18 protein-coding genes, 1 tRNA gene and 1 pseudogene are annotated in these 25,451 nt (G+C 61.5%); 6 read left to right on the forward strand and 14 right to left on the reverse strand.

The features are described 5' to 3' along the window. Window positions 1-34: 34 nt before the first annotated feature. From CLU91_RS09270 to uxaC, 3 genes are read right to left on the reverse strand one after another with little or no spacing between them, the layout of a single operon-like run. Window positions 35-1,465 (reverse strand): tagaturonate reductase, encoded by a 1,431-nt coding sequence (locus CLU91_RS09270; RefSeq protein WP_100873919.1) that lies wholly within the window; start codon window positions 1,463-1,465, stop codon window positions 35-37. Between the two features lie 11 nt (window positions 1,466-1,476). Continuing rightward, window positions 1,477-3,075, reverse strand: coding sequence for a UxaA family hydrolase (locus CLU91_RS09275; RefSeq protein ID WP_100873920.1), 1,599 nt, complete (start codon window positions 3,073-3,075; stop codon window positions 1,477-1,479). Between the two features lie 27 nt (window positions 3,076-3,102). Further along, window positions 3,103-4,497 carry a glucuronate isomerase gene (uxaC, locus tag CLU91_RS09280; protein ID WP_100873921.1) on the reverse strand — a complete coding sequence of 465 codons (1,395 nt, stop codon included), beginning with the start codon at window positions 4,495-4,497 and terminating at the stop codon, window positions 3,103-3,105. Between the two features lie 546 nt (window positions 4,498-5,043). On the opposite strand from uxaC, the gene CLU91_RS09285 reads away from it, so the two are divergent. Next, on the forward strand, window positions 5,044-5,748 hold the full coding sequence (locus CLU91_RS09285) for a response regulator (RefSeq protein ID WP_100873922.1): 705 nt from the start codon (window positions 5,044-5,046) through the stop codon (window positions 5,746-5,748). A 68-nt stretch (window positions 5,749-5,816) separates the two neighbouring features. Further along, window positions 5,817-6,935, forward strand: coding sequence for a sensor histidine kinase (locus CLU91_RS09290; protein WP_198521290.1), 1,119 nt, complete (start codon window positions 5,817-5,819; stop codon window positions 6,933-6,935). Here the strand turns inward: CLU91_RS09290 and CLU91_RS09295 are convergent. The 4 genes from CLU91_RS09295 to CLU91_RS09310 are packed head-to-tail and all read right to left on the reverse strand — an operon-like array spanning window position 6,919 to window position 13,419. After that, window positions 6,919-9,963, reverse strand: a complete 3,045-nt coding sequence (locus CLU91_RS09295) for an efflux RND transporter permease subunit (RefSeq protein ID WP_100873924.1) — start codon at window positions 9,961-9,963, stop codon at window positions 6,919-6,921. The two genes, CLU91_RS09290 and CLU91_RS09295, sit on opposite strands and share 17 nt — an antisense overlap. Beyond that, window positions 9,960-11,090, reverse strand: coding sequence for an efflux RND transporter periplasmic adaptor subunit (locus tag CLU91_RS09300; protein WP_157814661.1), 1,131 nt, complete (start codon window positions 11,088-11,090; stop codon window positions 9,960-9,962). Before CLU91_RS09300 ends, CLU91_RS09295 begins: the two co-directional genes overlap by 4 nt. Window positions 11,091-11,111: 21 nt before the next feature. Then, window positions 11,112-11,930: a MipA/OmpV family protein gene (locus CLU91_RS09305; RefSeq protein ID WP_157814662.1), complete on the reverse strand. Its 819-nt coding sequence runs from the start codon at window positions 11,928-11,930 to the stop codon at window positions 11,112-11,114. A 7-nt stretch (window positions 11,931-11,937) separates the two neighbouring features. Further along, window positions 11,938-13,419, reverse strand: a complete 1,482-nt coding sequence (locus tag CLU91_RS09310) for an efflux transporter outer membrane subunit (RefSeq protein WP_100873927.1) — start codon at window positions 13,417-13,419, stop codon at window positions 11,938-11,940. Between the two features lie 427 nt (window positions 13,420-13,846). On the opposite strand from CLU91_RS09310, the gene CLU91_RS28700 reads away from it, so the two are divergent. Both CLU91_RS28700 and CLU91_RS09320 read left to right on the forward strand, forming a co-directional pair. After that, window positions 13,847-15,457: a methyl-accepting chemotaxis protein gene (locus CLU91_RS28700; RefSeq protein ID WP_100873928.1), complete on the forward strand. Its 1,611-nt coding sequence runs from the start codon at window positions 13,847-13,849 to the stop codon at window positions 15,455-15,457. 44 nt (window positions 15,458-15,501) lie between these two features. Next, window positions 15,502-16,263 carry a substrate-binding periplasmic protein gene (locus CLU91_RS09320; RefSeq protein WP_157814663.1) on the forward strand — a complete coding sequence of 254 codons (762 nt, stop codon included), beginning with the start codon at window positions 15,502-15,504 and terminating at the stop codon, window positions 16,261-16,263. Window positions 16,264-16,282: 19 nt separating this feature from the next. On the opposite strand, the gene CLU91_RS09325 is transcribed toward CLU91_RS09320, so the two are convergent. After that, window positions 16,283-17,101, reverse strand: a complete 819-nt coding sequence (locus CLU91_RS09325) for an AraC family transcriptional regulator (protein ID WP_100873930.1) — start codon at window positions 17,099-17,101, stop codon at window positions 16,283-16,285. Window positions 17,102-17,593: 492 nt separating this feature from the next. After that, window positions 17,594-17,805, reverse strand: a pseudogene (locus tag CLU91_RS28470) (IS3 family transposase); the annotation flags it as partial. Window positions 17,806-17,841: 36 nt separating this feature from the next. Here CLU91_RS28470 and CLU91_RS09330 point away from each other — a divergent pair. Further along, window positions 17,842-18,084 carry a hypothetical protein gene (locus tag CLU91_RS09330; RefSeq protein WP_100873931.1) on the forward strand — a complete coding sequence of 81 codons (243 nt, stop codon included), beginning with the start codon at window positions 17,842-17,844 and terminating at the stop codon, window positions 18,082-18,084. A gap of 5 nt (window positions 18,085-18,089) precedes the next feature. Then, the gene (locus CLU91_RS09335) at window positions 18,090-18,320 is read left to right on the forward strand and encodes an AlpA family phage regulatory protein (protein WP_157814664.1); all 231 of its coding nucleotides are present in this window, start codon (window positions 18,090-18,092) and stop codon (window positions 18,318-18,320) included. An 89-nt stretch (window positions 18,321-18,409) separates the two neighbouring features. Here the strand turns inward: CLU91_RS09335 and CLU91_RS09340 are convergent. The 5 genes from CLU91_RS09340 to CLU91_RS09360 all read right to left on the reverse strand — a co-directional run bounded on the left by CLU91_RS09340 (window position 18,410) and on the right by CLU91_RS09360 (window position 25,137). Continuing rightward, window positions 18,410-18,486 (reverse strand) — tRNA-Pro (locus CLU91_RS09340). A gap of 102 nt (window positions 18,487-18,588) precedes the next feature. After that, window positions 18,589-19,203 (reverse strand): TetR/AcrR family transcriptional regulator, encoded by a 615-nt coding sequence (locus CLU91_RS09345; protein WP_034752166.1) that lies wholly within the window; start codon window positions 19,201-19,203, stop codon window positions 18,589-18,591. A 68-nt stretch (window positions 19,204-19,271) separates the two neighbouring features. Continuing rightward, window positions 19,272-20,720, reverse strand: coding sequence for an AdeC/AdeK/OprM family multidrug efflux complex outer membrane factor (adeC, locus tag CLU91_RS09350; RefSeq protein ID WP_100873933.1), 1,449 nt, complete (start codon window positions 20,718-20,720; stop codon window positions 19,272-19,274). A 1-nt stretch (window position 20,721) separates the two neighbouring features. Beyond that, window positions 20,722-23,886 carry an efflux RND transporter permease subunit gene (locus tag CLU91_RS09355; RefSeq protein WP_100873934.1) on the reverse strand — a complete coding sequence of 1,055 codons (3,165 nt, stop codon included), beginning with the start codon at window positions 23,884-23,886 and terminating at the stop codon, window positions 20,722-20,724. Window positions 23,887-23,901: 15 nt separating this feature from the next. Then, window positions 23,902-25,137 (reverse strand): efflux RND transporter periplasmic adaptor subunit, encoded by a 1,236-nt coding sequence (locus CLU91_RS09360; protein WP_100873935.1) that lies wholly within the window; start codon window positions 25,135-25,137, stop codon window positions 23,902-23,904. Window positions 25,138-25,451 lie beyond the last annotated feature (314 nt).

Here is a 25,451-nt window from a genome sequence, read left to right on the forward strand (position 1 = left end):
TGCGGTATTTCTGTTGCGGTCCAGCTTTTCTGTTTTACAGTGCCTGCAAGGCGCCGCGCATGCCCTGCGAAGCGATGTTCTGCAGGGCCGTGGCCACGGCTTGCGCCAGGCCTGGCACCGCGTTCATGTCGCGGCCCCACACGTTTTCCTGCGCCAGCCAGCCCTGCGCCAGCTGTTGCAAGCTCAGCCGGCCGGCATCGACATCGGCCCAGTTCTGCCTGAACCACGCCAGGGTGGCCGCATCGTCGGACAAGGCAATGACGTCGCCGCGGTACAGGCGCATGGTGGCAGCCAGCGCCAGCACCAGGCGCTGCGGCAAATGTCCATGCAACGCCACGTAGCGCAGCAGCTGCGGCGCGATGCGGGCGGCGAACTTGCTCCAGCTGTTGAGGGCGATGGACGCCAGGCGGTGCTGGATATACGGGTTGCGGAAGCGCAGCAGCACGTCGCGCGCAAACTGCTGCAGTTCGTCTTGCGGCAGCGGCAGCGCGGGGATGATTTCCTGGGCCAGGGTATCGGACAGGTAGCCGCCCACTTGCGCGTCATTGACGGCCTCGCCCACGGTTTCCAGGCCAGCCAGCAGGGCCACGGGCACCAGCGCCGTATGGCCGCCGTTGAGGATGCCCACCTTGCGCTTTTTATAGGGCGCGATGTCGTCGACCAGCAGGATATTCAGGTTCGCGCCCGCCAGCTTCAGTTCATCGGCCAGCGATGCGGGGCCTTCGATGACGAACAGATAATAATATTCGGCCGCCACCAGGAACTGGTCGCGATAGCCGAGCTGCGCCTCGATGGCGGTGGCGTCTTCTTGCGGATAGCCGGTGACGATGCGGTCGACCAGCGTCGAGCAAAAGACGCAGGCGTTGTCGAGCCAGTCGGCAAAGCCCGCGTCGAGCTGCCACAGGCGGGCGAAGTGCAGCACGGCCGCCTTCAAAGCCGGGCCATTCTGTTCGATCAGTTCGCACGGCAGCAGTACCACGCCTTTTGTGCGGTCGCCCTCAAAATACGCGTAGCGGTCGGACAGCAGGCGTGCCAGCTTGGCGGGGAAGCTCGATGGCGGCGCGGCGTCGAAGGCATCGCTGTCGTTGGTGACGATGCCCGCCTCGGTAGTGTTCGAGACGATGAAGCGCAGTTCGGGCAGGCTGGCCAGCGCCAGGTAGTCGCCATACATGCTGGCCGGATCGATTTCGCGCTGCACGCAAGAGATGGTGCGGCAGGTGCTGACGGGCTGGCCCGCCTCATCGAGGCCGCGCACGACGGTGGTAAACAAGCCATCCTGCACGTCGAGCAGGGGCGAGCCGCTGCCGCCACGCGGGCGCACCACGACCACGCCCGCATTCAGGCCGCTGCGTTCGTTGAGCAGGTCGACCTGCCAGTCAAAAAAGCCGCGCATGAAATTGCCCTGGCCGAATTGCAGGATCTTAATCGGCAGGTCGAACGGTGTACTGCGGCGCAATGCTTGCATGGGAATATCGTTCACAGTGAAATGTCGCGTTTCCAGAAAATGAAGTCGTACTGCTGCAGGCGGTCAGCCTTGGCCGTGTACTGGCCGCCGGCGGTCGCCACCACCATGTCGAACAGGCCGTTGGCCACTTCCGGCAAGGGCGCGCCTTCGATCACGGGGCCGCAGTCGTAGTCGATCAGGTCCGACAGTTTTTTGGCGACGCGGGTGTTGCTGGAAATTTTCAGCACCGGCACGATGGGGTTGCCCGTCGGCGTGCCCAGGCCCGTGGAAAACAGCACCACATTGGCGCCCGAGGCGACGATGCCCGTCACCGATTCGACATCACCGCCCGGCGTGCACAGCAGCGACAGACCCGGCTTCGGACTTTGCTCGCCGTAATCGAGTACCGAGACGATGGGCGAGGTACCGCCCTTTTTTGCCGCACCGGCCGATTTCATCGCGTCGGTAATCAGACCATCGCGGATATTGCCGGGGCTGGGGTTGTCGGCGAAATGCGTACCCACCGCTTCGGCGCGCGCTTCGAAGTCGCGCATCAGGCCCAGAAAACGGCGCTTGTCGTCGTCGTTCTCGCAGCGTTCGATCAGGTTTGCCTCGACGCCGCACAGTTCAGGGAATTCGGCCAGGATGGAGGCACCGCCCACGGCCACCACCATGTCCGACACCAGGCCCATGGCAGGGTTGGCGGAAATGCCGGAAAAGCCGTCCGAGCCGCCGCACTTGACGCCGATCTTCAGGTGCGACAGCGGCACCGGCTGGCGCACCACCTTGTTCGCTTCCTTCAGCTGCGCCAGGGTGTCCGTCAGCACGGCCTTCATCATGGCGTCTTCGCTATCCCATTTCTGCTGCTCGTAGATCAGGCAGGGCTTGTCGAAATGCGGGTTCTGTTTCGCCAGCGCTTCCTGGAACATGGCGATCTGCGCATTCTGGCAACCAAGGCTGAACACCGTGATGCCCGCCACGTTCGGATGGTCGGCGTAAGCCGATAAAATCTTGCACAGCGAGCGCGCATCGGCGCGCGTGCCGCCGCAGCCGCCGTTGTGCGTGATGATGCGCACGCCGTCGAGGTTCGGGAAAGGGCGCACGACGGGTTTCGGCGCTTCCATGTCTTCACCCAGCAGTGACAAGGTGAACGAAGCGAGGTCGTTGCGCGTGTAGCCGAGCGGCGCTTCAAGCGCATTGCGCAAGTGCTCGACGTTGCGGTTCTCGCAGAAGACGAGAGGGAAGATCAGCCAGTAATTGGCCGTACCCACCCTGCCGTCGGCGCGCACCACGCCGGGGAAGGTGGCGCCGTCAAACCGCGCCACGTCAGGCGGCGTCCAGGTGTAGGGCGCTTGTGCTTCCAGCTCCACTTCGGCCGCGTAATGGTGCAGGTTGTCCGTGGTGACGGCTTCGCCGCGGCGGATGGCCACCGTGGCCTTGCCGACGGGGACGCCGTACAGGCGCAGGATATCGCCGGCCGCGAAAGCGCGGCGGGACAGCTTGTGCTTGGTTTTGACGGCGCTGCTGATGAGGATGGACTCACCTTCCCAGTTCACCACTTCCCCAGCGGCCAGGTCGGACAAGGCGACCAGCATGTCGTCGTCTGGATGGATACACAATACTTTTTGCATGACTAATTCCTGGCGGCGGCTGAGGGATTACAGCTGAAAATACTTTTGCGCGTTTTCGTAGCAGATGCCGCGCACGATGGTGGCCAGCGCCTCGAAATCGTTCGGGTACTCCCCCCCCTGCACCCATTCGCCGATCTGGCGGCACACCAGGCGGCGGAAGTAGTCGTGACGCGGGTAGGAAGCGAAGCTGCGCGAATCGGTCACCATGCCGACGAACACGCCCAGCACGCTGTGATTGCCGAAGCCGACCAGCTGCTGCAGGTTGCCTTCCTTGTGGTCGTTGAACCACCAGGCCGGGCCGAACTGCAGCTTGCCCGCCACCGTGCCATCCTGGAAGTTGCCCACCATCGTAGACAGCACTTCATTCATGTTCGGGTTCAGGCAGAACAGCATGGTTTTCGGCAGGCGGTCGTCCAGGTCCAGGGCGTTGAGCAGGGAGGCCAGGCCGGCACTGCAGCCCATGTCCGAGATCGAGTCATAGCCCGTGTCCGGGCCCAGCAAGCCGCGCATGCGGTCGTTGTTGTTGCGCTGCGCGCCGATGTGCAGGCACATGGTCCAGCCATAGTTCGCATACACGCGGCCGATCGCTTCCAGCAGGCCGCGCAAGTACAAGCCATTTTCCGCGTCGCTGAGCAAGGTGCCTTGCAGGCGCTTGGCGAACAGCGCTTCGAGTTCCTCGGCGCTGGCCGCCTGCACGGGCAGGGTCACGTCGACGGCGTGGTCCGAGATGCGCGCACCGCGAGAATGGAAGAATTCCACGCGCACGGCCAGCGCGGCGATCAGCGAGGCAAACGAGGTGACGGGAACATCGGCCACGGCGCTCAGGCGCTGCAGATACTCGGGGAAACGCGGCTGGTTGATGCGCATGGCCTTGTCCGGACGGTAGGCGGGCAGCACGCGCGTCTTCAGGCCGGAGGCGGCGATTTGCGCATGCTGCAGCAGGTCGTCGGCCGGATCGTCGGTGGTGCAGGCGATTTCCACGCCAGCCTGTTCCAGCAACGACCAGGTATCCATCGTTGCCAGCATGGCGTTGGCCTGCTCCCAGATGGCGTCCGCATTCGCTTCATTGATCAGCAAGTCGATATTGAAGATGCGGCGCAGCTCCAGATGGCTCCAGTGGTGGATCGGATTGCCGATGGCCAATGGCAGCACCTTGCAGAAGGCGCGGAATTTTTCCTGGTCCGAACGCGCGCCCGTGATGAACTCCTCGGCCACGCCGGCCGTGCGCATCAGGCGCCATTTGTAATGGTCGCCCGCCAGCCACAACTCGGCGATGTTGCGGAAGGTCTTGCGGCTGGCGATCTCGCCCTGCTGCAAATGCGAGTGGTAATCGATGATCGGCAGGTCGGCCGCCACTTCGTGGTACAGCTTGCGGGCCGTCTCGGTGGTGAGAAGAAAATCCTGATTCATGAACTCGGTCATCGTAGCTATCTCCTTGCTGCGCGCGACGGGCATCGCGCTATGTTTTGTCGTGGCACCAAACTGGCGCACTCTGATATATCAGAATAGTAAATGTAATATATCAGTAAAAGCAAGAAGAAATATCAAGAGAGAAAAAGTGAGGGGGAGGAAACAACAGCTTGAAAAATTCCGAGGATCGCTGGGCAGCTCGGCAAATACCGCCAAAATGGCACCCTGCCCTGTGTCCGTTTGGCCGCAGGCTGCGGCTACGTCAGCATCTTCATTGTGCCGACCGTCACTTGCGATGATCCATGACGCAAGCGGAATCGACGTAATGGTGTTTTTGAGCGATCGAACAGCATTGAACGTGCGAGGCTCTTTTCTTCCATGTATCGGAGGATCGATGATCAAACGATTTCGGTGAATCGTCGAAATCTGATGTTGGTGCCATGGCTGCTTGAGTACCCCCGAAGCACAGGGGGACATCGACACTCGGCTGGGACGGATAATCACCTATAATTCCGAGGGTAGCGCCCTCCACTGCCGATCAGCTCCCCCATACCAAAGATGAATACCAACCACCCATCCAGCAAGCGCATCCTGATCGTGGAAGACGACGCTGACAGCGCCAGTATTCTTGAGGCCTATCTGCGGCGTGACGACTTCGAAGTGGAAATCGCCAGGGACGGCGTACAGGCAGTCGATCTGTATACGAGTTGGCAGCCGGATCTGGTGTTGCTCGACCTGATGCTGCCACGCCTGTCCGGCACCGACGTACTGTCGCATATCCGCCGCTGCGGCGACACGCCAGTGATCATGGTGTCCGCCATCGGCGACGAACCGGAAAAACTGGGCGCGCTGCGCTATGGCGCCGACGATTACGTGGTCAAGCCCTACAGCCCGAAAGAAGTGGTGGCGCGGACCCACGCGGTATTGCGTCGCTGGCAGCCGCGTGTGGGCGCCGGCAGCGTGATGCGGCATGGTCTGCTCACCGTCGATACGGCATCGTTCAAGGCAGTGATCGTGGATCGCGCCGCGCAGGAACATGAGCTCGACCTCACTCCCACCGAATTTCATCTGCTGACCATCATGCTGCGCGCGCCGTTCAAGGCGTTTACCCGCAGCGAATTGCTGGCAGCCTGCCTGCCCGACAGCGACGCCCTTGAGCGCGTGGTCGATACGCACATCTCCAACCTGCGCAGGAAACTTGGCGTTCATGGCCTCGTCAACGTGCTGCTGACCGTGCGCTCAGTCGGCTACAGGTTCCAGTAAACATGCGAGGCCTCATTCGGAAATGGCGGCGCCAGGGCGTACCGCTGTGGGTGTGGATGGGTCTACGCATGAGCACGCTGGCGATCATTGCGGTGGTGGTGATCGCGCTGGCGATGTGGGTGTACCTCAAGGGAAAAGAGAACAGCTACATCCAGAAGATTCCGCTGGATGTGCGCGCACAGATGGAAATGCTGCTCCAGGCACCACAGGAAAATGCCGACCTGATCTGGAGCTTGTTACGCGAGCATTACAACATCGCACTGTTCCTGCCAGGCCTGCCCGGCGAGGAATGGTGGATGGTGGCGGCAATGGTGGCCATCGTCACACCTTTCATCATCATCAGCGCGTTGCTGGTGTCACGCTCAATCTCGCGCCAGTTCACCGTGCTGAGCGCGGCCGTGCGCAAGGTGCGCGATGGGGATTTTTCGATCCACCTGGCGTCAGCGCCACGAGCGCCGCAAGAACTGGCGGAGCTGACCGACAATTTCAATGACATGGGGCGCCGCCTTGCCCAGTACGAGCGCGAACTTGAAGAGTCAAGTGTCATGCTGGCGCACGAGCTGCGCACACCGCTCAACGCAGCCATGGGGCGCCTTCAGGCAATCCTCGACGACGTGTTCCCGCTGGAACCCGATCAATTGCGCAAAGTACACGCCCAGCTGGAACAGATCAACCGGCTGGTCGGCGACCTGCACCTGATGTCGTTGGCTCGGGCAGGACAGTTAGGGCTGGAAATCGATCACTTCAGCGTGCGCGAGCTGTTGCTCGAAAGGCTGGAGTGGGCCACGCTGCGTATTGCCGCGACGGGACTGGTCGTGCACACGCGCTGCGACCCCGCACTGACGCTGCGGGCGGACCGCGACCGCGTCGGCCAGACGGTCTCGATCCTGATTGAAAACGTGCTGCGCTACGCCAGCGATGGCGGCGTACTGGACATAACGGCGTACGCGGAAGGCGACATGGCGTGCATCGTCGTGGCCGACCGCGGCCCCGGCATGGACGAAAACCATCTGTCGCGCGCGGTTGACCGCTTCTGGCGCGCCGAGGATTCGCGTTCGCGGCACCTGGGCGGCAGCGGCCTGGGACTGGCGATCGCTGCCGCAATTTGCGAGAGCCACAGCGGTGCGCTGGCGTGTCGCAACCGCAGTGGTGGCGGGTTGGAGATCGTGCTTACGCTGCCGGCTTAGTGCGCAGCGAAAACAGCAAGTCGTAGGCCACCGGTATCAACCCCAGCGTCACCAGCGTGCCCAATGCCAGCCCGCCGATCATGGTGATCGCCATACCGGTCCACAGCGGCCCGGCGAACAGCATCAGCGGCACCAGGCCCACGATGCAGGTCAGCTTGGTCATCAGGATCGGACGGAAGCGCTTGATGGCCGCGGCCACCACTGCTTCGCGCCGGGTACAGCCGGTGTCGAGTTCCGCATCGATCCGCTCGAGCAGCAGCACCGCGTTGTTGACGATGATGCCGGCCAGCGCAAGCAGGCCAAAGGTTGCCATGAAACCGAACGGATAGCCGGTGAGCAGCAGCGCGGTGGCCGCGCCGATCAGCACGAACGGCACGCTGGACGCCACGATCACCACCTTGCGCAGCGAATTGAACTGCCACACGAACAACAGCATGATCGCGCATAGCGCATGCGGCATGAAACCGAGCAGCGCCTGGTTGACTTCAGCAGAGTCTTCCAATTCTCCGCCCAGCTTGATCTTGTAACCTGGCTCCAGCTTGATGGTGGCAATGTCGCCGGCCAGCGTGTCGGCGATTTCGCTTGCCGTCATGCCGGGATGGCGGCCGGTGACCGTGACCGCCGGCGCCAGGTCGCGGCGGATGATCACCGACGGCTCGCTGCCGGTGGTCACCCGTGCCACCGAGCCTAGCGGCACTGGCGTGCCCTCGGCCGGGAAGACCATGGTTTCCTCCGGGGCGCCACGCTCGCTGGCATCGCCGCGCAGCACTACCGGCACCGTCACGCCGTCATCATGGATGCCGGTGACGGTAGCGCCACCGTAGCGCAATTGCAGTGCTTTGGCGATGTCGGCGCTGGACACACCGGCGCGGCGGGCATTGACCTGGTCCACCTCGATCACATAGCGCGGCACGCGCGCCTCCCAGTCATCGTGCACGTCCATGCTACCCGGCAACTCGCGCAGGCGCTCGGCGATGCGTTGCGCAATCCGCTGCAACACTTCCTGATCCGGTCCCGTCACGCGGTAGGCCACCACGCCCGACTCGGTCGATCCCAGCGAGAATCGCTTCGGTTCGGCACGCACGTTGGGCATGGTCGCCAGAGTGTGGCGGCGCACACGGTCGATCACGGCGTCGACGTCAGTGCCTGGTTTCACGCTGACCGTGAAGTAGGCGATATTGGGTGCCGGCAGGGTGGGCGCCAGTCCGAGCACGATGCGCGGACCGCCATCGGCCACGTAGCCGATGCTGTCGACCACCTCGGGATTGGCTTTGCGGTCGCCCAGCCACGTACTCAGGGTGCGCACCGTTTGCAGCGTCACGCGCGAGTCCACGCCCGGCTGCAAGGTCACCGGGATCTGGAACTGCAGCCGGTCGGAGCGCGGCAGGAAATCGTATGGTATCGACGCCAGCACCGTCACCGCGCCGGCCAGTGCCAGGGTCATGGTGCCGATGAACAGCAGCTTATGGTCCAGGAGCGTGGTGATCACGGTGCGGTAGCCGCGATAGAAGCGGGTATCGTAGTGTTCCGCACCGGCGTGCAGCGGCTCCACCGTCGCAAAGTGGAAACACAGCAGCGGCGTGACCGTGATGCTGAGCAGCCAGGAGCCAAGCAGGGTCACGGCCAGCACGATAGCCAGTGACTGGAGGTATTCGTTGGTGGAGGTCTGGCCGAAGAAGAACGGCGAGAATGCCAGGATAATGGCCAGCGACGACGTAAGCAGGGGAATGGCCAGCGTTCGGCCCGCTTCCTCGCAGGCGTGCGCGCGGTCTTCGCCGGCCACCAGGCGCCGTTCGATGTCTTCGGCGATCACGATGCCGTTATCCACCAGCAGGCCGAGCGCCAGGATGATGGCGGCGATCGACACCGTCTGCAACTCCACATTCAGGGCGCGCATCGCGATCAGCGCTGCCAGAATGGTGAGCGGCACGATGGCGCCCACGATCAGGCCCGTACGCCAGCCCAGGAACAGCATCACCACGGCCATCACGATCACGACCGTCTCGCCCATCACATGGTGCATCTTGCTCATTTCGCGCGCCACCACGTCGGGCTGGAACGTCACGATGTGCAGCTGGAAGCCCACCGGCAGCTGCGCCCTGGCGCGGTCCAGGCCCACGCGCAAGGACTTGCCGAAGTCCTCCATACTGCGTCCGGCCGCCATCGACACCGCCATCACCACGGCCGGCTTGCCCTGGTAGATGGCGGCACTGTCGGGTGGGTCGGCTGGCATCACCCGCACGTCCGCCAGGTCGGCCAGGCGCACAGTGCGCGCGCCGGACGCGCCCTTGACGCGGATCGGCACCTGGCGCAGCGACTCCACGCTGGTGAGCATGCCGGTCGTGCCCAGCGACATGGACAGGCCGGCCACCGCCGTCAAGCCGCCCGGCTCGACGATGTTTTGCGTTTGCAGTTGCTGGATCACCGCTTCCGGCGCCAGGCCCGCCTCGGCCAGGCGCGCACGGTTGAAGGAAATGTATACGCGGTCTTCCTGCAAGCCATGCATGCTCACGCGCTCCACGCCATCGACGGTATAGAGTTGCGCGCGCATGGCGCGCAGTGGCCCGCGCATGTCGCTCATGCCGAATCCCGGCGCGGTGACCGCAATCGACGCGGCGGCCACGCGGCCGAAATCGTCGTCGACGAAGGGGCCGACGGTACCCTGCGGCATGGCGCCGCTGGCGTCGGCCGCCTTGGCGCGCACGCGCAGCCACAGCGCCGGCAGGTCGCGCACGTTGTCGTAGGCGGTCAGCTGGATGATGGCGTTGCCAGTGCGCGCACTGGAGACGATGCGCTTGATACCGGCGATCTCGCGCAACTGCTCTTCGAGCGGCTTGACCAGCAGGTCGGCCACCTGCGTGGCCGGCATGCCGGGAAATGATACGGCGACGGTGGCTTCGCGCACCGTGACCGAAGGTTCTTCCTGAGACGGGAAATCGAGAAACGTGAACACGCCAACGACGAGCAGCAGCACGGCCACCACGATCGTCAGTCGGCTCGAAGAGAGCGCGGCGCGGGTGATGTTCATGGCTGCTCCCCGGTGGCCAGCGTGGACGCGGAGTGGTAAGGCACCACGCGCTGGCGGTCGATCAGGAACGCGGTGCCGGCGCCGGCGACTTCCTCGCCAGGCCGCAGGCCCTGCGTCACGTCGATGCTGTCACCGCGCTGGCGGCCCAGCACGACGGCGCGGCGTTCGAGCACGTTGCCGGTCCGGTGATACACGAACACGTGGCCGGTGCCTGCCTTCGTGCTCTGCGCTACGGCCGTCAACGGCAGAGTGGCGATCTGTGGCGCGCCGGAAGCGATCGCGATCGACAGCGCTTCGCCGCTGCGCCGTGGCGTCTGTCCAGGTTGCAGGTCGAAGATCGCTTGCACGGTACCGCCGGCGTCGATATGGTCGGCCAGGCTGCGTAGCGTGAGCTTGATGGCGTCGGCCGCATCGGAGCCAGCGGTCGCCTGGTCCGCCCCGCGTGCGACGACCACGGCGCCGGGCTTGAGCGATGCAGGCAACAGCGCGGCAGGCAGATCGGCCACCACCTGCAGGTGGCTGTCGCCTTCGATTTGCAGCACGGCCTGGCCGCTGGCGGCCAGTGCGCCAGGTTCGGCCAGGCGCGCCTTGATACGCCCGGCGTACGGGGCGCGCAGCACGCCCTGGCGCTGCGCGCGCGACGCCAGCTGCAGCGCGGCATTGGCCGAGCTGTGCGCCGCGTCGGCCATCGTCACGGCCAGTTGCGCCGCGTCGAGGGTGAGTTTCGAGGTGGCGCCGTCCGCGTGCATGGCCTGCTGCTGGCGCAACTGATCGCGCCGTTCCTGCAACTGGCCGGCTGTGGAGCGCACCTGGGCCTCGGCTTGCAGTACTTGCAGGTGCGCCGGCTCCGGGTCGAGCGTCGCCAGCACCTGGCCGCGGCGGACGGTGTCGCCGACATCGACCATCACGCCGGCCAGCTTGCCGCCGTTCTCGAACGACAGGTCGGCGCGCCGGGCCTGCCGCACCAGCGCCACGAAGCGGTAGTCTGCGGCGGCGGTGGTGGACGTGGTGATCAGCTTGACCATGCGCAGCGGCGCCTCGGCGCGGGCGGGCTGGCGGTCGCAGGCCGCAAGCTGGGTGGCCAGTGCGGCCGCGCCCAGCAGCATGGGAAGGGAGCGAAATGTCATCAAGTTCTCCTGGTCCATCGGTCAGTAAACGTACCGGACGGTCATCATCGCTTCGACCGGCGTCTTGCGCGCCATGAGCGGGCTGTTCTTGGCGTGCTCGACGAACGGCATGGCGGTCAGTTGCACGGAGCTGTACCAGTGCTCGGCCAGCTTGTGTTCCCACTGGGCGCTGACGGAATATGCGTACAGGCCGCCATGCGCGTTGTACGCCGCAAAGCGGGTGTTGGCCGCTTGCGTCGAAGTCACGCCAAAATACGCTTGGTTGTAGCGGGCGTTACCCCAGTGGGCGTTGGCGCCCAGCGCCACTCGCTCGTCGCCCGCGTCGATCACGTTCCACTCCGCCCCCACGCGCAAGTTCTGCCGGTCCACGCCGGACTTGAGCGTGACATCGGCCTCGGCGCTGATCGACAGCCCGGGCGTGACCTGCTGGGCCATCAGCGTGTGCCAGGTGGCCGACCCCGGCACCTCGCCCATGCCGGCCAGGTCGCGCCCGCCAGGGCGGAACAGGTCGGACTTCACGCCGCGCCCTTGGTCGTAGTGGATCGACTGCGACACGTAAAAGCCGGAGTCGGTAAGCAGTTGCAGGCCTGCGCCACGGCTGGTGTCGATGAAGAAGATGCCGCGCTGGGCGTACATCACGGGGACAAACGTGGTGGTGGTGTCGCGCGAACCCATGTAGCGGGGGGCGACGCGCACGCCGGCACCGATAGCCGCCTCGAACTTGTCGCCCAGCAGGTAGTTGACGGTCAGTTCGGCGCCGTGTGCGCTGGGCGCCAGCAAGCCCAGCGCGAGGGTCGGGGCGGACAAGGCCAGGAGGAAGGAGCGGAACGTATACATCATGGTGTGGTCAATCCTGGTTAAGTGAGAAGGAAGTGCCATAGAAGGCGTGCAGCAAACGAATCCGGTTGAGGGCGAGATCGCGCGCGGCGTCGATGTGGGCGAGCGATGCCGCCTCCATACGCAGGTGCTCGTCCAGCAGTTCTGTGGTGTCCTGGAGGCCTTGCAGTACGCGCCGTGTCAGCGCTCTGGTGCGCCGTTCCAGCGATTCCTCGCGCTGACGCATCGCCGCTTCGCCGGCCTCCAGCGCGCGTTGCTGGTCGAGCGCACCCGCCACTTCCTGGAACGCCGCTTCAATGGTCTGGGCGTAGGCGGCAACGCCGGCATCCTTGCGCAGTTCCGCCACGTCGAGCTGCGCCTGGTTGCGGCCGCCGTCGAAAATCGGCAGGCTGACGGATGGATTGAAGGTCCAGGCGCGGCTACCCGGTTTGAACAGGCCGTCAAGGCTTTCGCTGACCGATCCCACGCCAGTGCTCAGGTGTATCGATGGAAAAAATGCCGCGCGCGCCGCGCCGATGTCGGCATGGCGTGCCTTCAGCTCGGCCTCCGCCTGGCGGATGTCAGGACGGTCGAGCAAAATGCGGGCATCGAGGTCGCGCAGCGCGGCGATCGGCAACGGCATCGCTGCCAGCACATCCACGCTGCCGGCCGTGTCCAGCGTTGCGGAGGGCACAAAGCCGGTCAGGATATTCAGGGCGCGTTGCGCGACAGCGAATTGAGCCTCGGCATTGACGGTGGCCGCGTGGTGTGCGGCGGCGGCATTGCGTTCCGCGTCCAACTTGTCGCGCGAGATCAGGCCGAGCTCGAACTGGCGCCGCGCATAGGCTTCGAGTTGACGTTGATAACCGTCATTGCTGCGCAGGACGCGCCAGGTATCGGCGGTGGCGACCGCGATCGAGTGGGTACGCAACACTTCCGCGATGAGTGCGGCGCGGGTTGCCGCAAGGCCGTATCCGGACCCGACATAACGTTCCTGAGCTGCCTGTGACAGCGACCGTAGCCTGCCAAAAAAATCCAGATCGAAATCCATGCCCAAGCCGGCTGCGCTGTAATGTTCGCGCTCGGTCTCATTCAGGTCGGCATTGTCGAAGCGAGTACGCTTGCTCTCCGCCTGGAACGCCACGGAGGGCAAGCGAGCCGCGCCTTCCATGCGCATCAACGCACGTGCCTCGTCAACGCGACGCATGGCCAGCTTGTATTGTGCGTTGTGTGCCAGCGCCTGCTCGACTAGCGTCGTCAGGGTAGCCAGCTGGTCGGCGCTACGCTGCGGTGCGAAGTCGTTCACCAACCGGGACTCCTGGATATTCAGTGCAGTAAAGGCTGCCGTACGGGTCGAGCGCGACGCAGTCGCCACGACATCTACATCGGACCGTATGGTGCCTGAGCCCAACGTGGACGGCAAAGCCGGCATCGCCGGACGCTGATAAGAAGGAGCGAGAGAACAGCCGCCGAGCAGCAGCGTGCAGAGAAAAAGTGGAATTCGAGCGGGCATGGTAGCGGCGACGTTGTCAGGATGCCGGCAGCTTCTCACTCAATGATGCAGATATTTTGTGGAAAGCATCAAGGAATGATGAAGATGCGTTGCATTTTGCCTCTGTCCGATCGGCTAAGGACCAACCGATAGATACATCGCCACAAGTCTTGTTCGAAACAGCGGTTAACGTGATTGGCCGTTTCACATAACTTCTTGGCGGATCAACACAACATTATTTCCATCAAGCAAATATGATTGCAAAAAAAAATTCCGGACGATTCTGGCTGTCTTTATGGACACGCCATCGTGCTTGCTGACGCTAGCGCTAGACGTATCCGGGACATACATCGGCGACGGGACCGCCAGAAAAACGACTGCGCCAGCCGATATCCGCTATACGGCATCGATAGCACGTCATTCTCTCTCACGACACCGGAGTCATTGCATGAAAAATTTGAAAATTGGCGTACGCCTGGGCTTGGGGTTTGCCACGGTTTTACTGCTGTTAGTCATTCTGGCGTCGGTTGCCATAATCAAAATGGAAATAGCGGGTGGGGCGACCAGCCACCTGATCAATGTCAGCTACAAGAATGTCAGCATGGTCGCCGAATGGTCCAAGATCATTGAGCTCAATGTGTTGCGCTCGGCCGCCATGTGGAAAAGCACCGATGCGACTGAGAGCCAACTGCTGTTGGACGAGATCAATACCGATGCTACACGCTCTTTGGCACTGCAGCACGAAATCGAAGGGTCACTACGCAACCCTGTTGTCATCGCTGAGTTCAACAAAGTCAAACAGCAACGCAGCCGCTACGTCGAGGCACGCAGCCAGATGCTGAAAGCGAAAGCCGATAACGATAGCACAGCCGGTAACGCCATCTTTCATGAACAAGTCCTTCCCGCATCAGCCACTTACCTCGCCAGTATCCGGCAACTTGCCATTACCCAGTCAGATGCGGCAAAACTCGTGGCATCGAATGTGTTGAGTTCTTACGCAAATACTCGCATTTTTCTTATCGTGATGGGCACGCTGGCCCTCTTGGCTGGAATAACATCCGCCTATTTCGCCACCCGCTCCATCACCATCCCGATTGCATCGGCCGTGCAGCTTGCACAAGCTGTCGCGGACGGCGACCTCAGAAGCCTGGTACAAGTAGATCGCAAGGATGAAATGGGATCATTGATGCAGGCGCTGCAAAGCATGAACAGCAATCTATTGAGTATTGTGTCGAAGGTGCTCAAAGGAACTGAAAATATTGCCGCCGCTTCCGCACAAATTGCCGCGGGCAACCTGGATCTGTCAGCCCGCACGGAACAGCAGGCGAGCTCGCTTGAGGAAACCGCTTCTTCAATGGAAGAACTGACAGCCACGGTCAAACAAAACGTCGAACACGCACGCCATGCCAGTACACTGGCGAAAGAGGCATCGGCTATTGCAGAGAAAGGCGGTACTATGGTCAGCGACGTGATCGACACCATGGCCGGCATCAATGCATCGTCGAGGAGAATCGTCGACATCATCTCCGTGATTGATGGCATCGCCTTTCAGACCAATATCCTGGCGCTCAATGCCGCAGTGGAAGCGGCGCGTGCTGGCGAGCAGGGACGTGGTTTTGCCGTGGTTGCGTCTGAAGTACGCAACCTGGCGCAGCGCTCGGCCAGTGCGGCCAAAGAGGTCAAGCTGTTGATTGATGATTCTGTGCACAAGGTAGATACGGGATCGGCGCTGGTGCAGCAGACTGGCGGCACGATGGAAGAGATCATCAAAAGTGTCGCAGGCGTAACCGAGACCATCCGCCAAATCTCCGAGGCCAGCACTGAGCAAAGTGCTGGCATTGAGCAAATCAACCAGGCGGTGACGGAAATGGACCAGGTCACACAACAAAATGCGGCCCTGGTAGAGGAAGCGGCGGCAGCTTCAGCGGCAATGCAGGAGCAGGCAACCGAGCTGGCTCAACTGATGAGCGTGTTCAAGACGCATCACGAGGCCAGGAATGCGACAGCCCGAACACCCGTAGTGACGCAGCATAAGGCAGCACTGCAACTTAAGAATTGACAATGAAAGATACCTGCCGAACATCGCTTAGCCGGAGAAACCCCATGCGAGCAAGATTATCGTATCTTTTCCTGTTGTTCGCGACCATGACATGCCAACCCACGAAGGCGGTCAGGCAACTGGAATTAAAGATCGCGACATTGAACTATCCGCCTTACGTTGACGAGCATGCAAGCCCGCAACCAACGGGACTGGCCGTAGAATTGATCGAGCATGCATTTGGCCGGATGGATCAGCCGATCGCCATCGAATTTCTGCCGTTCAAGCGCTCTCTGTCCAATCTGGAGAGTGGCAGAATCGATGCGTTATTCCCGATGAGAAAAACACCTGAACGCGAAAGTCGATATGACTTTGCGCTGCTCCCACTGCTCAAGCAGGATATCCAGATTTTTGTGCGTGCAAATTCCACAATACAATTTTCCGGCAACCCGGGACAACTGGCTGGCTATTCGATCGGGGTACTGCACGGCGCCTCGTACGGTATCGATTTGAAAAAGTTTTCCATTGATGGCGGGAACAAGAAGCTGGAGCCGTCAAGTTCGCACGAGATGAATTTCAGGAAATTACTTGCCGGCAGGATGGATGCGGTACTTTGCAGCCGTCTGGTCGGCTTGGCCATATTAAAAGGACTCAACGCATCAGCTGACGTCAAAATGATCGGCCCGCCGGTTGGCAGCTACGACAGCTACATCATGTTCAATAAAAACAAAGTGCCATATGACGTGATTGCGAAGTTCAGGCAGACAATGACGGACATGAACAATGATGGAACCCTGAACCGACTGCGAAAAAAATACAAACAATAGCATCGGTGAGCTGACCAGCTCAGGGATGTTTCCTGTTGCGTGTGATGGTGACGAATCGATTCGGCGGATTGTGCATGATGTGCTTGAACATATTGATGAAGCTGCTAGCATTCTCATAGCCCAGATCATGCGCAACTTTTTGTATCGTTTCCCCGCTTCGGATGCGCGGAATGGCGATCGTAATATGCAATTGATGGCGCCAGCGACCCAGTGTCATGCCAAGCTGCTGCATGATGATGCGGCTAAAATTTCTTTCGCTGAGCGCCAATCGTGCAGCCCACTCACAATGACTGGTCTTGTCCGCAGGATTGGAGATCAATTGTTCAACCAACAACTGCAAGCGCGGATCGGTTGGCATGGGAACGATCAGGTTCAGCCGTTGGGCATTGCCAATTTCATCGAACAGCACACTGAAAAAACGGCACTCCGCGCTATTTTTCTCATACGACTGGTTTAATGAAACCGACTTGAGTATAAGCTCCCTTAATAGCACCGTCGGTTCGATCACGAACGCCTCATGCGGCAAACTGGCAGCTTGCTTGATATCGACAAATATTGCGCAGTACTCGACGAAGCCGCTCCCGAAGTTCCGATGGGCTATGCCAGACGGAATCCAGACGGCGCAGTTTTCAGGTACCACCCAAAGACACTTTCCCACTTGAACGTTAATGAGTCCTTTTGCACAATACAATAGTTCAGCTCGATCATGACTGTGCGGTCTAACATCATGGTAGGGCAGCAGTTTGTCTTGCGAATGAAACGCGTTTATTTTTGTTTTATGGAGATAAAAATCATCTGAGAAATCATCGTAAAGAAATGATGTGTTTTTCGCAAACATCCGCGTCAGGTCAATTTAAAATGAGTTTATTGGGAAGAAAATCCTTCTGATATATCAGTGTATACTGGCGCGGCAGTTCTGTCTGGATCATTTACATACGCGAATGGAACGCATAACGTGAGACCCCATCGGTACAGGCAAAGGCAATGTCCAATCCCGCTCCCGCAGCTCACCAGACCGGGTGCGTCCCTTGCATAAGCCTTCCGGGTAGTATCGAATGGAGCGTCCACCACGGCCAGCAGTCGAAATTCCTCTGGAGCACCACCTGGATCTTGGCAGCACGATCAGCCAAGAACTTCGCCTGAGAGACGGAAACACCGCCGACCAGCTCCATCGTCGCAAAATCGCGTCGCCGCCGCTAAGTAATCCTCAGGAAATTATTGTGAATATATGAAGAACAGAACCGGATGCTATGCAAGGCGCCCGCTGCGACGCAGAGCGCCGGATAACCGGACACATCCTAAAGTTAATTAACGCCCTCTCCTGAGCCCGGCGCGCCAGCGCATGCGTTTCATGGGCTCGATAGGCGCCGCCGTTATCGCTCAAAAATTCCAGCTTCGCCGATCCAACGCTGGCCGGCCCAAATCTGGCTTCCACCGCTTCCACCAACATGTCACGTAGCGGTTCGCCAGGCCCCCACGCTCAGCCCACGCGCGCCACGCGATGATTTCACGCTCACAGCAGTCCTTCATGAACATGCCGGTCTGGCCAGGCATTACACGGGTGTCGTCGCGTCGGACTTGACCGATCCTATCGGCACGGTCACCGCATGCGACCACCACAGCCTGGTGACGGCATTCCTGACCGAGCACGCCAACGCGAGCGTGTGCTCGAGCGCCGCGGAGCTGGCCGTGGCCAACGACCAGCCGGGCTGCGATGACCGCTCGCCGGGTGGCATGACCCAGATCTGCGTGCTGGACAAGAGCGATCCCCGCCAGCTCGGCCTTATCAAGACCCTGCAAGCAACAGAAAGCAGATTATGAGCACCATGAACGAAGTCCAAAAATTTCTTAGACTGGCAGCCGTAATCGAGGTCACAGGCAGGTCGCGCAACACCATTCTTCGCGGCGCGAAAGATGGCAGTTTCCCATCGCCCGTTCATGTCAGCCCACGGGCAATTGCATGGATTCCCGCCGAAGTCGCCAAGTGGCAGAAAAATGCATCGACGCGAGTAAAGGAAGAAGTAAGGTGTCAGGCGATGCCGCGAGGGGTAATGTGAGTCCGTAGAACTGTTGGGGTAATTGTAGGGGTAAAACGCTAGAAAAGAAAAAGGCCAATCCGAAGATTGGCCTAAGTCTTTGATTCTTATGGTCGGGACGGGAAGATTCGAACTTCCGACCCCATGCACCCCATGCATGTACGCTACCAGGCTGCGCTACGCCCCGACGAGGTGGGAATTATAGCAGACGCTTTTAGGTTTTTGCCATGCTTTGCGCATGATTCATATCGAACTGCGCAAACTTTTTTGCATGCCCCGTCCAGGCGCCCTATTCGCTCAGCAGCAGCGCCGTCAGGACGATGCGGAAACCGGCGATCAGCGGTTCGACCTTGACGTCGGGATTGTGCACCACGCGCACGGGCAAGCCCTGGTACATGGCGATCATGGCATTCAAGCGCCCTTCGAGCATCTCTTCGTCGGCCGGCAGGCCGCGCTTGATGCGCGCGTCGCGGATGATCGTCAGGAACAAGGCGCGCGAACGCCGGTCGGCACAATGCAGCATTTCGGCAATGGCGGGATTGCGCGAGGCCTCGGCAAAAATTTCCAGCGGCATCACCCACGTTTTCGGATCCAGGCTTTCCAGCACATGCTCGCCCGCATTGTCGATCACCGACTGCAGCGGGTCTTCGCGCTGCGCCAGATCCTGCATCAGGTTCGACACCCGCTCGGTGTTCTTCATGACGAAGGCGGCGATGATCGCATCCTTGCTGTCAAAATAATTATAGATGTGGCCCGCGCTCATGCCGGCCGCTTTCGATATCTCGGCCATGCTGGCGCCGTGAAAGCCGCGGCGGCTGAAACAGCTTTCGGCCGCATCGAGGACCTGCTTGCGCCGCGTGTTGGCGCGCTCGGGATCCGGATGCTTCTTTTCAACTTGGTTCATGATTTTCCAGTAGCGCGCCGGCCCTGCCCCTGCGGACATGGGCAAGGCCGGCGTCGGCGTCCCCGTGGTTATTGGGCGCCGCCAGCCGCCGCGACGGCTGTCTGCTCAGGTTGCCAACCGCCGCCCAGCACCTTGTACAAGGTCACCAGGTTGGTCGATTTGGCCAGGCGCGCCGTGATCAGGCTTTGCTGCGCCGTGTACAGCGCGCGCTGGGCCACCAGGGCGTTCAGGTAGGACTCGGCGCCCTGCTTGTAGCGCGCATCGTGGATGGTGTAGCTCTTCGTCGACGCTTCGACCAGCGAGACCTGCGACTGCAGGCGCTCGTCGATGGTGCCGCGCTGGGCCAGCGCATCGGACACTTCACGGAAGGCGATCTGGATCGCCTTTTCGTATTGCGCCACGGAGATTTCACGCTGCACTTTGGCGATATCGAGGTTGGCGCGGTTCACGCCGCCATCGAAGATCGGCAAGCTGATCTGCGGCAAGAAACTCCACGTGCCGCTGCCGCCCTTGAACAGGCCGGACAGGTTGTCGCTGACAGAACCCGCCGTCGCCGTCAGCGAAATGCGCGGGAAGAAGGCCGCGCGCGCCGCGCCGATGTTGGCGTTGGCAGCGCGCAAGGTGCGCTCGGCCGCCAGCACGTCGGGACGGCGTTGCAGCACGTCCGACGGCACGCCGGACGGAATGTCCGCCAGCGCCGTCACGGCGCCGAACTCGGCTGGCGGCAGCAGGTCGGCCGGCACGGGGCCGCCCACCAGCAGCACCAGCGCGTTTTGATCCAGCGCCACCTGGCTCGTGTAGACGGCCACGTCGGAACGGGCCGATTCCACGCTGGTCTGGGCATCGTATTTGTCCAGGCCGGAAGTCGCACCGGCACTGAAGCGGCGCACGGCCAGGTCATACGACGACTGCTGGCTCTTCAAGGTATCTTGCGCCACGCGCAGGCGCTGCTGGTCGGCCACCAGGTTCAGATAGGTGCTGGCCACTTCGGCCACCAGGCTGATCTGCTGTGCACGGCGTGCTTCTTCCGTGCCCAGGTATTGTTCCAGCGCGCTGTCGGACAGGCTGCGCACGCGGCCGAAGAAGTCCAGCTCGTAGGCCGAGACGCCCAGGTTCGCCGTGTACTGGCGATTGATGGACGCTTCGCCCGTCGGGCTGGCGTTTTTCGAAATACGCGTGGCCGATTGGCCGCCCGAGGCCGACAAGGTCGGGATCAGGGCGGCGCGTTCGATGCCGTAGGTGGCACGCGCCTTCTCGATGTTCAGGATCGAGACGCGCAGGTCGCGGTTGTTGGCCAGCGCCAGTTCCAGTACCTGGCGCAAACGCGCATCGGCAAAGAACTCGCGCCAGGCGACGTCCGCCACCGGCTTGGCATCGGCGGCGGCCGTGTCGGCCTTGTAGGAAGGACCGGTCGGCCACGCCGTGGGCGCCGGCGCTGCCGGACGCTCGTACGTGGGAGCCAGGCTGCAACCGGCCAGCAAAGCCAGTGCCGCCATGGAAAGTAGCGTTTTTTTCATATTAATGCGCATCCTTAGAAAGCGTGACGGCTGGCGAGCCAGGCGTCGCCGGCGTGGCGGGCGCGTCCGGCTTCGAGAAGAAGCCGCGCACCAGCACGAAGAACACCGGCACGAAGAAGATACCGAGGAAGGTGGCCGTCAACATACCGCCCAGCACGCCGATACCGATGGCGTTCTGGCTGCCGGAACCGGCGCCGCTGGAAATGGCCAGTGGCAACACGCCCAGGCCGAAGGCAATCGAGGTCATCAGAATCGGACGCAGACGCAGACGCACGGCATGCAAGGTCGCGTCCAGCAGCGACATGCCCGATTCCTGCATTTCCTTGGCAAACTCGACGATCAGAATCGCATTCTTCGCCGACAGCCCCACCACCGTGAGCAAGCCCACCTGGAAGTACACGTCGTTCGACAGGCCGAAGAACCAGGTGCCCAGCACGGCGCCGATCACGCCCAGCGGTACCACCAGCAGCACGGAGAACGGAATCGACCAGCTTTCATACAGCGCAGCCAGGCACAGGAACACGATCAGCAGCGACAGCGCATACAGCTGCGGCGTCTGCGAACCGGATTCGCGCTCTTCCAGCGATACGCCGGTCCAGCTGAAGCCTATGCCAGGCGGCAACTGCGCCACCATCGCTTCCATCGCGTTCATGGCGGCGCCCGTGCTCTGGCCCGGCGCCGGCGTACCGAGGATCTCTACCGACGGCAAGCCGTTGTAGCGCTCCAGGCGTGGCGACGCGTAAATCCACTTGCCGGTGGCGAAGGCCGAGAACGGCACCATCTGGCCAGCGGTATTGCGCACGAACCACTTGTTCAAGTCTTCCGGCAGCATGCGCGAACTGGCGTCGCCCTGGATGAACACTTTCTTCACACGGCCACGGTCGAGGAAGTCGTTCACATACGAACTACCCCAGCCGACGCTCAGCACGCGGTTGATTTCCGAGATCTGCAAGCCCAGCGCCGTAGCTTTTTGCTGGTCGATGTCGATCTTGTACTGCGGCGTATCTTCCTGGCCGTTCGGGCGCACGCCGACCATGGCCGGATTCTGCGACGCCATGCCCAGCAACTGGTTACGCGCCGCCATCAGGGCGTCATGGCCGACACCGCCGATATCCTGCAGCTGCATGTCGAAACCGGTGGCGTTACCCAGTTCCAGCACGGCAGGCGGAGCAAACGTAAACACCATCGCATCCTTGATCTGCAACAACTTGCCCATGGCGCGACCGGCAACTGCCGGCGCTTTTTGCGCCACATCCTTGCGCAGCGACCAGTCTTTCAGGCGCACGAAGGCGATACCCGTATTCTGGCCGTTACCGCCGAAGCTGAAACCGGCGACGGCAAACACGGAAGCGACGTTGTCTTTCTCGCTGTTCATGAAGTGGTCTTCGACCTGTTCGATCACTTTCAGGGTGCGCTCTTGCGTGGCGCCCGTCGGCAATTGAATCTGCGTAAACAGGATGCCCTGGTCTTCTTCCGGCAGGAAGGAGGTCGGCAGGCGCATGAAGACGAACACCAGGCCGGCCAGCAACAGCACGTACAGCAGCATCGAACGGGCGCGGTGGCGGATCATGCTGCCGACCATACCCTGGTATTTGTTGCTGCTGCTGTCGAAGCTGCGGTTGAACCAGCCGAAGAAACCCTTGTTCGTCGCGTGATGGCCTTTTTCGACCGGTTTGAGCAAGGTGGCGCACAAGGCAGGCGTAAACACCAGCGCGACGATGACCGACAGCACCATCGACGAGACGATGGTGATCGAGAACTGGCGGTAAATCACGCCCGTCGAACCGCCGAAGAAGGCCATCGGCACGAACACGGCCGACAGCACCATGGCGATACCGACCAGCGCGCCCGTGATCTGCGTCATGGACTTGCGCGTCGCTTCCAGCGGCGACAAGCCCTCTTCGCTCATCACGCGCTCGACGTTTTCCACCACCACGATGGCATCATCGACCAGCAGACCGATGGCCAGCACCATGGCGAACATGGTGAGCGTGTTGATCGAATAGCCGAACGCATTCAGGATGCCGAAGGTACCGAGCAGCACGACCGGCACGGCCATGGTCGGGATCAGGGTGGCGCGGAAGTTCTGCAGGAACAGATACATCACCAGGAAGACCAGGATGACCGCTTCGACCAGGGTTTTCACCACTTCTTCGATCGACAGTTTCACGAACGGGGTGGTGTCGAACGCCACCTGGTAGCTCATGCCTTCAGGGAATTGCTTGCTCAGCGTGCCCAGCATGGCTTTCGCCGCATTGGCCGTATCGAGCGCGTTGGCGCCCGTCGCCAGCTTGATCGCCACGCCGGTGGCCGCATGGCCGTTGTAGCGGGCCACGGTGTTGTAGTTCTCACGGCCCAGTTCCATGCTGGCCACGTCCTTCAGGTACACCATGGCACCGTTGGTCGTGGTTTTCAGCAAGATGGCACCGAACTGCTCCACCGTCTGCAAGCGGCTTTGCGCCGAGACGGTCGCGTTCAGCTGCTGGCCCTTGACGGACGGCGTGCCGCCCAGTTCACCGGCCGACACTTCCGCATTTTGCGCCTGCACGGCCGTGATCACGTCCGCCGGGGTCAGGTTGAAGCTTTGCAGCTTGGCCGGATTGAGCCAGATGCGCATGGCGTACTGCGAACCGAACAGGGTCACATCGCCCACGCCCGGCACGCGGCTGAGCGGATCGACGACGTTGGCGGCGACATAGTCGCTCAAGTCGGTCTGGTCCATCTTGCCGTTTTCGGAAATGAAGCCGAATACCATCAGGAAGTTCTTCGTCGCTTTCGACACGACGAGACCCTGCTGCGTGACAGCCGTCGGCAGCAGTGGCGTGGCCAGCTGCAGCTTGTTCTGTACCTGCACCTGAGCAATGTCGGGATTGGTGCCGCTGGTAAATGTCAGCGTAATGCTGATGCCGCCAGTGGCATCGCTCGACGAAGACATGTAGCGCAAGCCGTCGATACCCTTCATCTTTTGTTCGATGACCTGGGTGACGGCATCTTCCACGGTCTTGGCGGAAGCGCCAGGGTAGGAGCCGCTGATCGAAATCGACGGCGGAGCGATGCTCGGGTACTGCGCGATCGGCAGGCTGAGGATCGAAATCACGCCGGCAAGCATGATGACGATCGCGACCACCCAGGCAAAAATCGGGCGGTCAATGAAAAAACGGGCCATTAATATTCTCCTGAATTAGTGGGCGCTGGCAGCCGATGCGGCGGCAGAAGCGGCAGAAGCGGCAGCGGCAGCGGCAGGAGCAGGAGCAGGAGCAGCTTCAGCCTTGGCCGGCACGGCAACGGCTGGCGCGCCTGGCTTGACTTTTTGCAAGCCTTCCACGATCACGCGGTCGCCTGCGGCCAGGCCGGACGTCACCAGCCAGTTGGTGCCGACGGTGCCACTGGTGGTCAGCACGCGCTGCTCGACCTTGTTTTCCTTATTCAGGATCATGGCGGTTGCCTGGCCCTTCTGGTTGCGCGTCACGCCCACTTGCGGCACGGTGATGGCTTTTTCATCGACGCCCGTTTCCAGCTGCGCACGCACGTACATGCCTGGCAGCAATTCGCCTTTCGGGTTCGGGAACAGCGCGCGCAAGATCACGTTACCGGTGGTCGGATCGACCGTCACGCCGGCGAACTGCAGCTTGCCCGATTCGCCGTACTTGCTGCCGTCCGGCAAGATCAGGTCGACCTTGGCCTGGCCTTCGCCCACTTTCTTCAGCGAGCCGTCGGCCATCTGGCGCTTCAGGCGCAGCAGGTCGGTGCTCGACTGGGTCACGTCGACGTAGATCGGATCGAGTTGCTGCACGGTGGTCAGGGCTTCGGCCTGGCCTGCCGTGACCAGCGCGCCGGCCGTCACGGACGAGCGGCTGGTGCGGCCACTGATCGGTGCCGTCACGGTGCTGTAGCGCAGGTTGATGTTGGCCGATTCCAGCGCCGCGGTGGCGGACTCGACGTCTGCCTTGGCTTGCTCGAACGCGGCGATGGCATCATCGTATTCCTGGCGGCTCACGCCTTCGATGGCAACCAGCTCCTTGTAGCGCGACGCTTTCGGACCGGCCGTCAGCAAGTTGGCCTTGGCTTTCGACAAGGCGGCCTTGGCCGAATTGGCGGCCGCCTGGTAGGTGGCGGAATCGATCTGGTACAGGGCCGTGCCCGCTTTCACATCGCTACCCTCGACAAACAGGCGCTTCTGGATCAAGCCGCCGACTTGCGGGCGCACATCGGCGACCTGGTAGGCATTCGTACGGCCGGGCAATTCGGCGCTCATCGGCAACGCGGCCGGATTAACAGTAAACACGACCACCTGTGGCGCTTGCTGCGCGTGAGGTGCTTCCTGTTTTTTACTGCAGCCGGCCATGATTACAGTGGCGCACAGAACGGCAATAGCGCCGCTCGTACGCGGCGACGTCAGGGAAAAGGTTGGTTGCATCTTGGACTTTCTGAAAAAGAAGCTGGCTAGTGTCGTTAGAAATGACTAAATTTATTAACGCAGATCAAAGAATGAACGATCATTCTAAAATCGTCAAGCATCGTTACAATTGAAACATAGCAACTATCAAACAAATTGAATTATCAATGAGGCAACAAAATGAAGGCAGCAACAACGGCGGCACGCCAGCAAAGTCGAGCAGGAACCTGGCGGGCGGCGGCCCAAACGGCACGTCGGAAAAGGTGGATTGAATGAATACTGTAGCAGGGTCAAGATTTCTTTGCTGAACTGACCGACAAGGACGCAACACCGGC

The sequence above is a fragment of the Janthinobacterium sp. 64 genome (assembly GCF_002813325.1).
Lineage (GTDB): Bacteria > Pseudomonadota > Gammaproteobacteria > Burkholderiales > Burkholderiaceae_D > Janthinobacterium.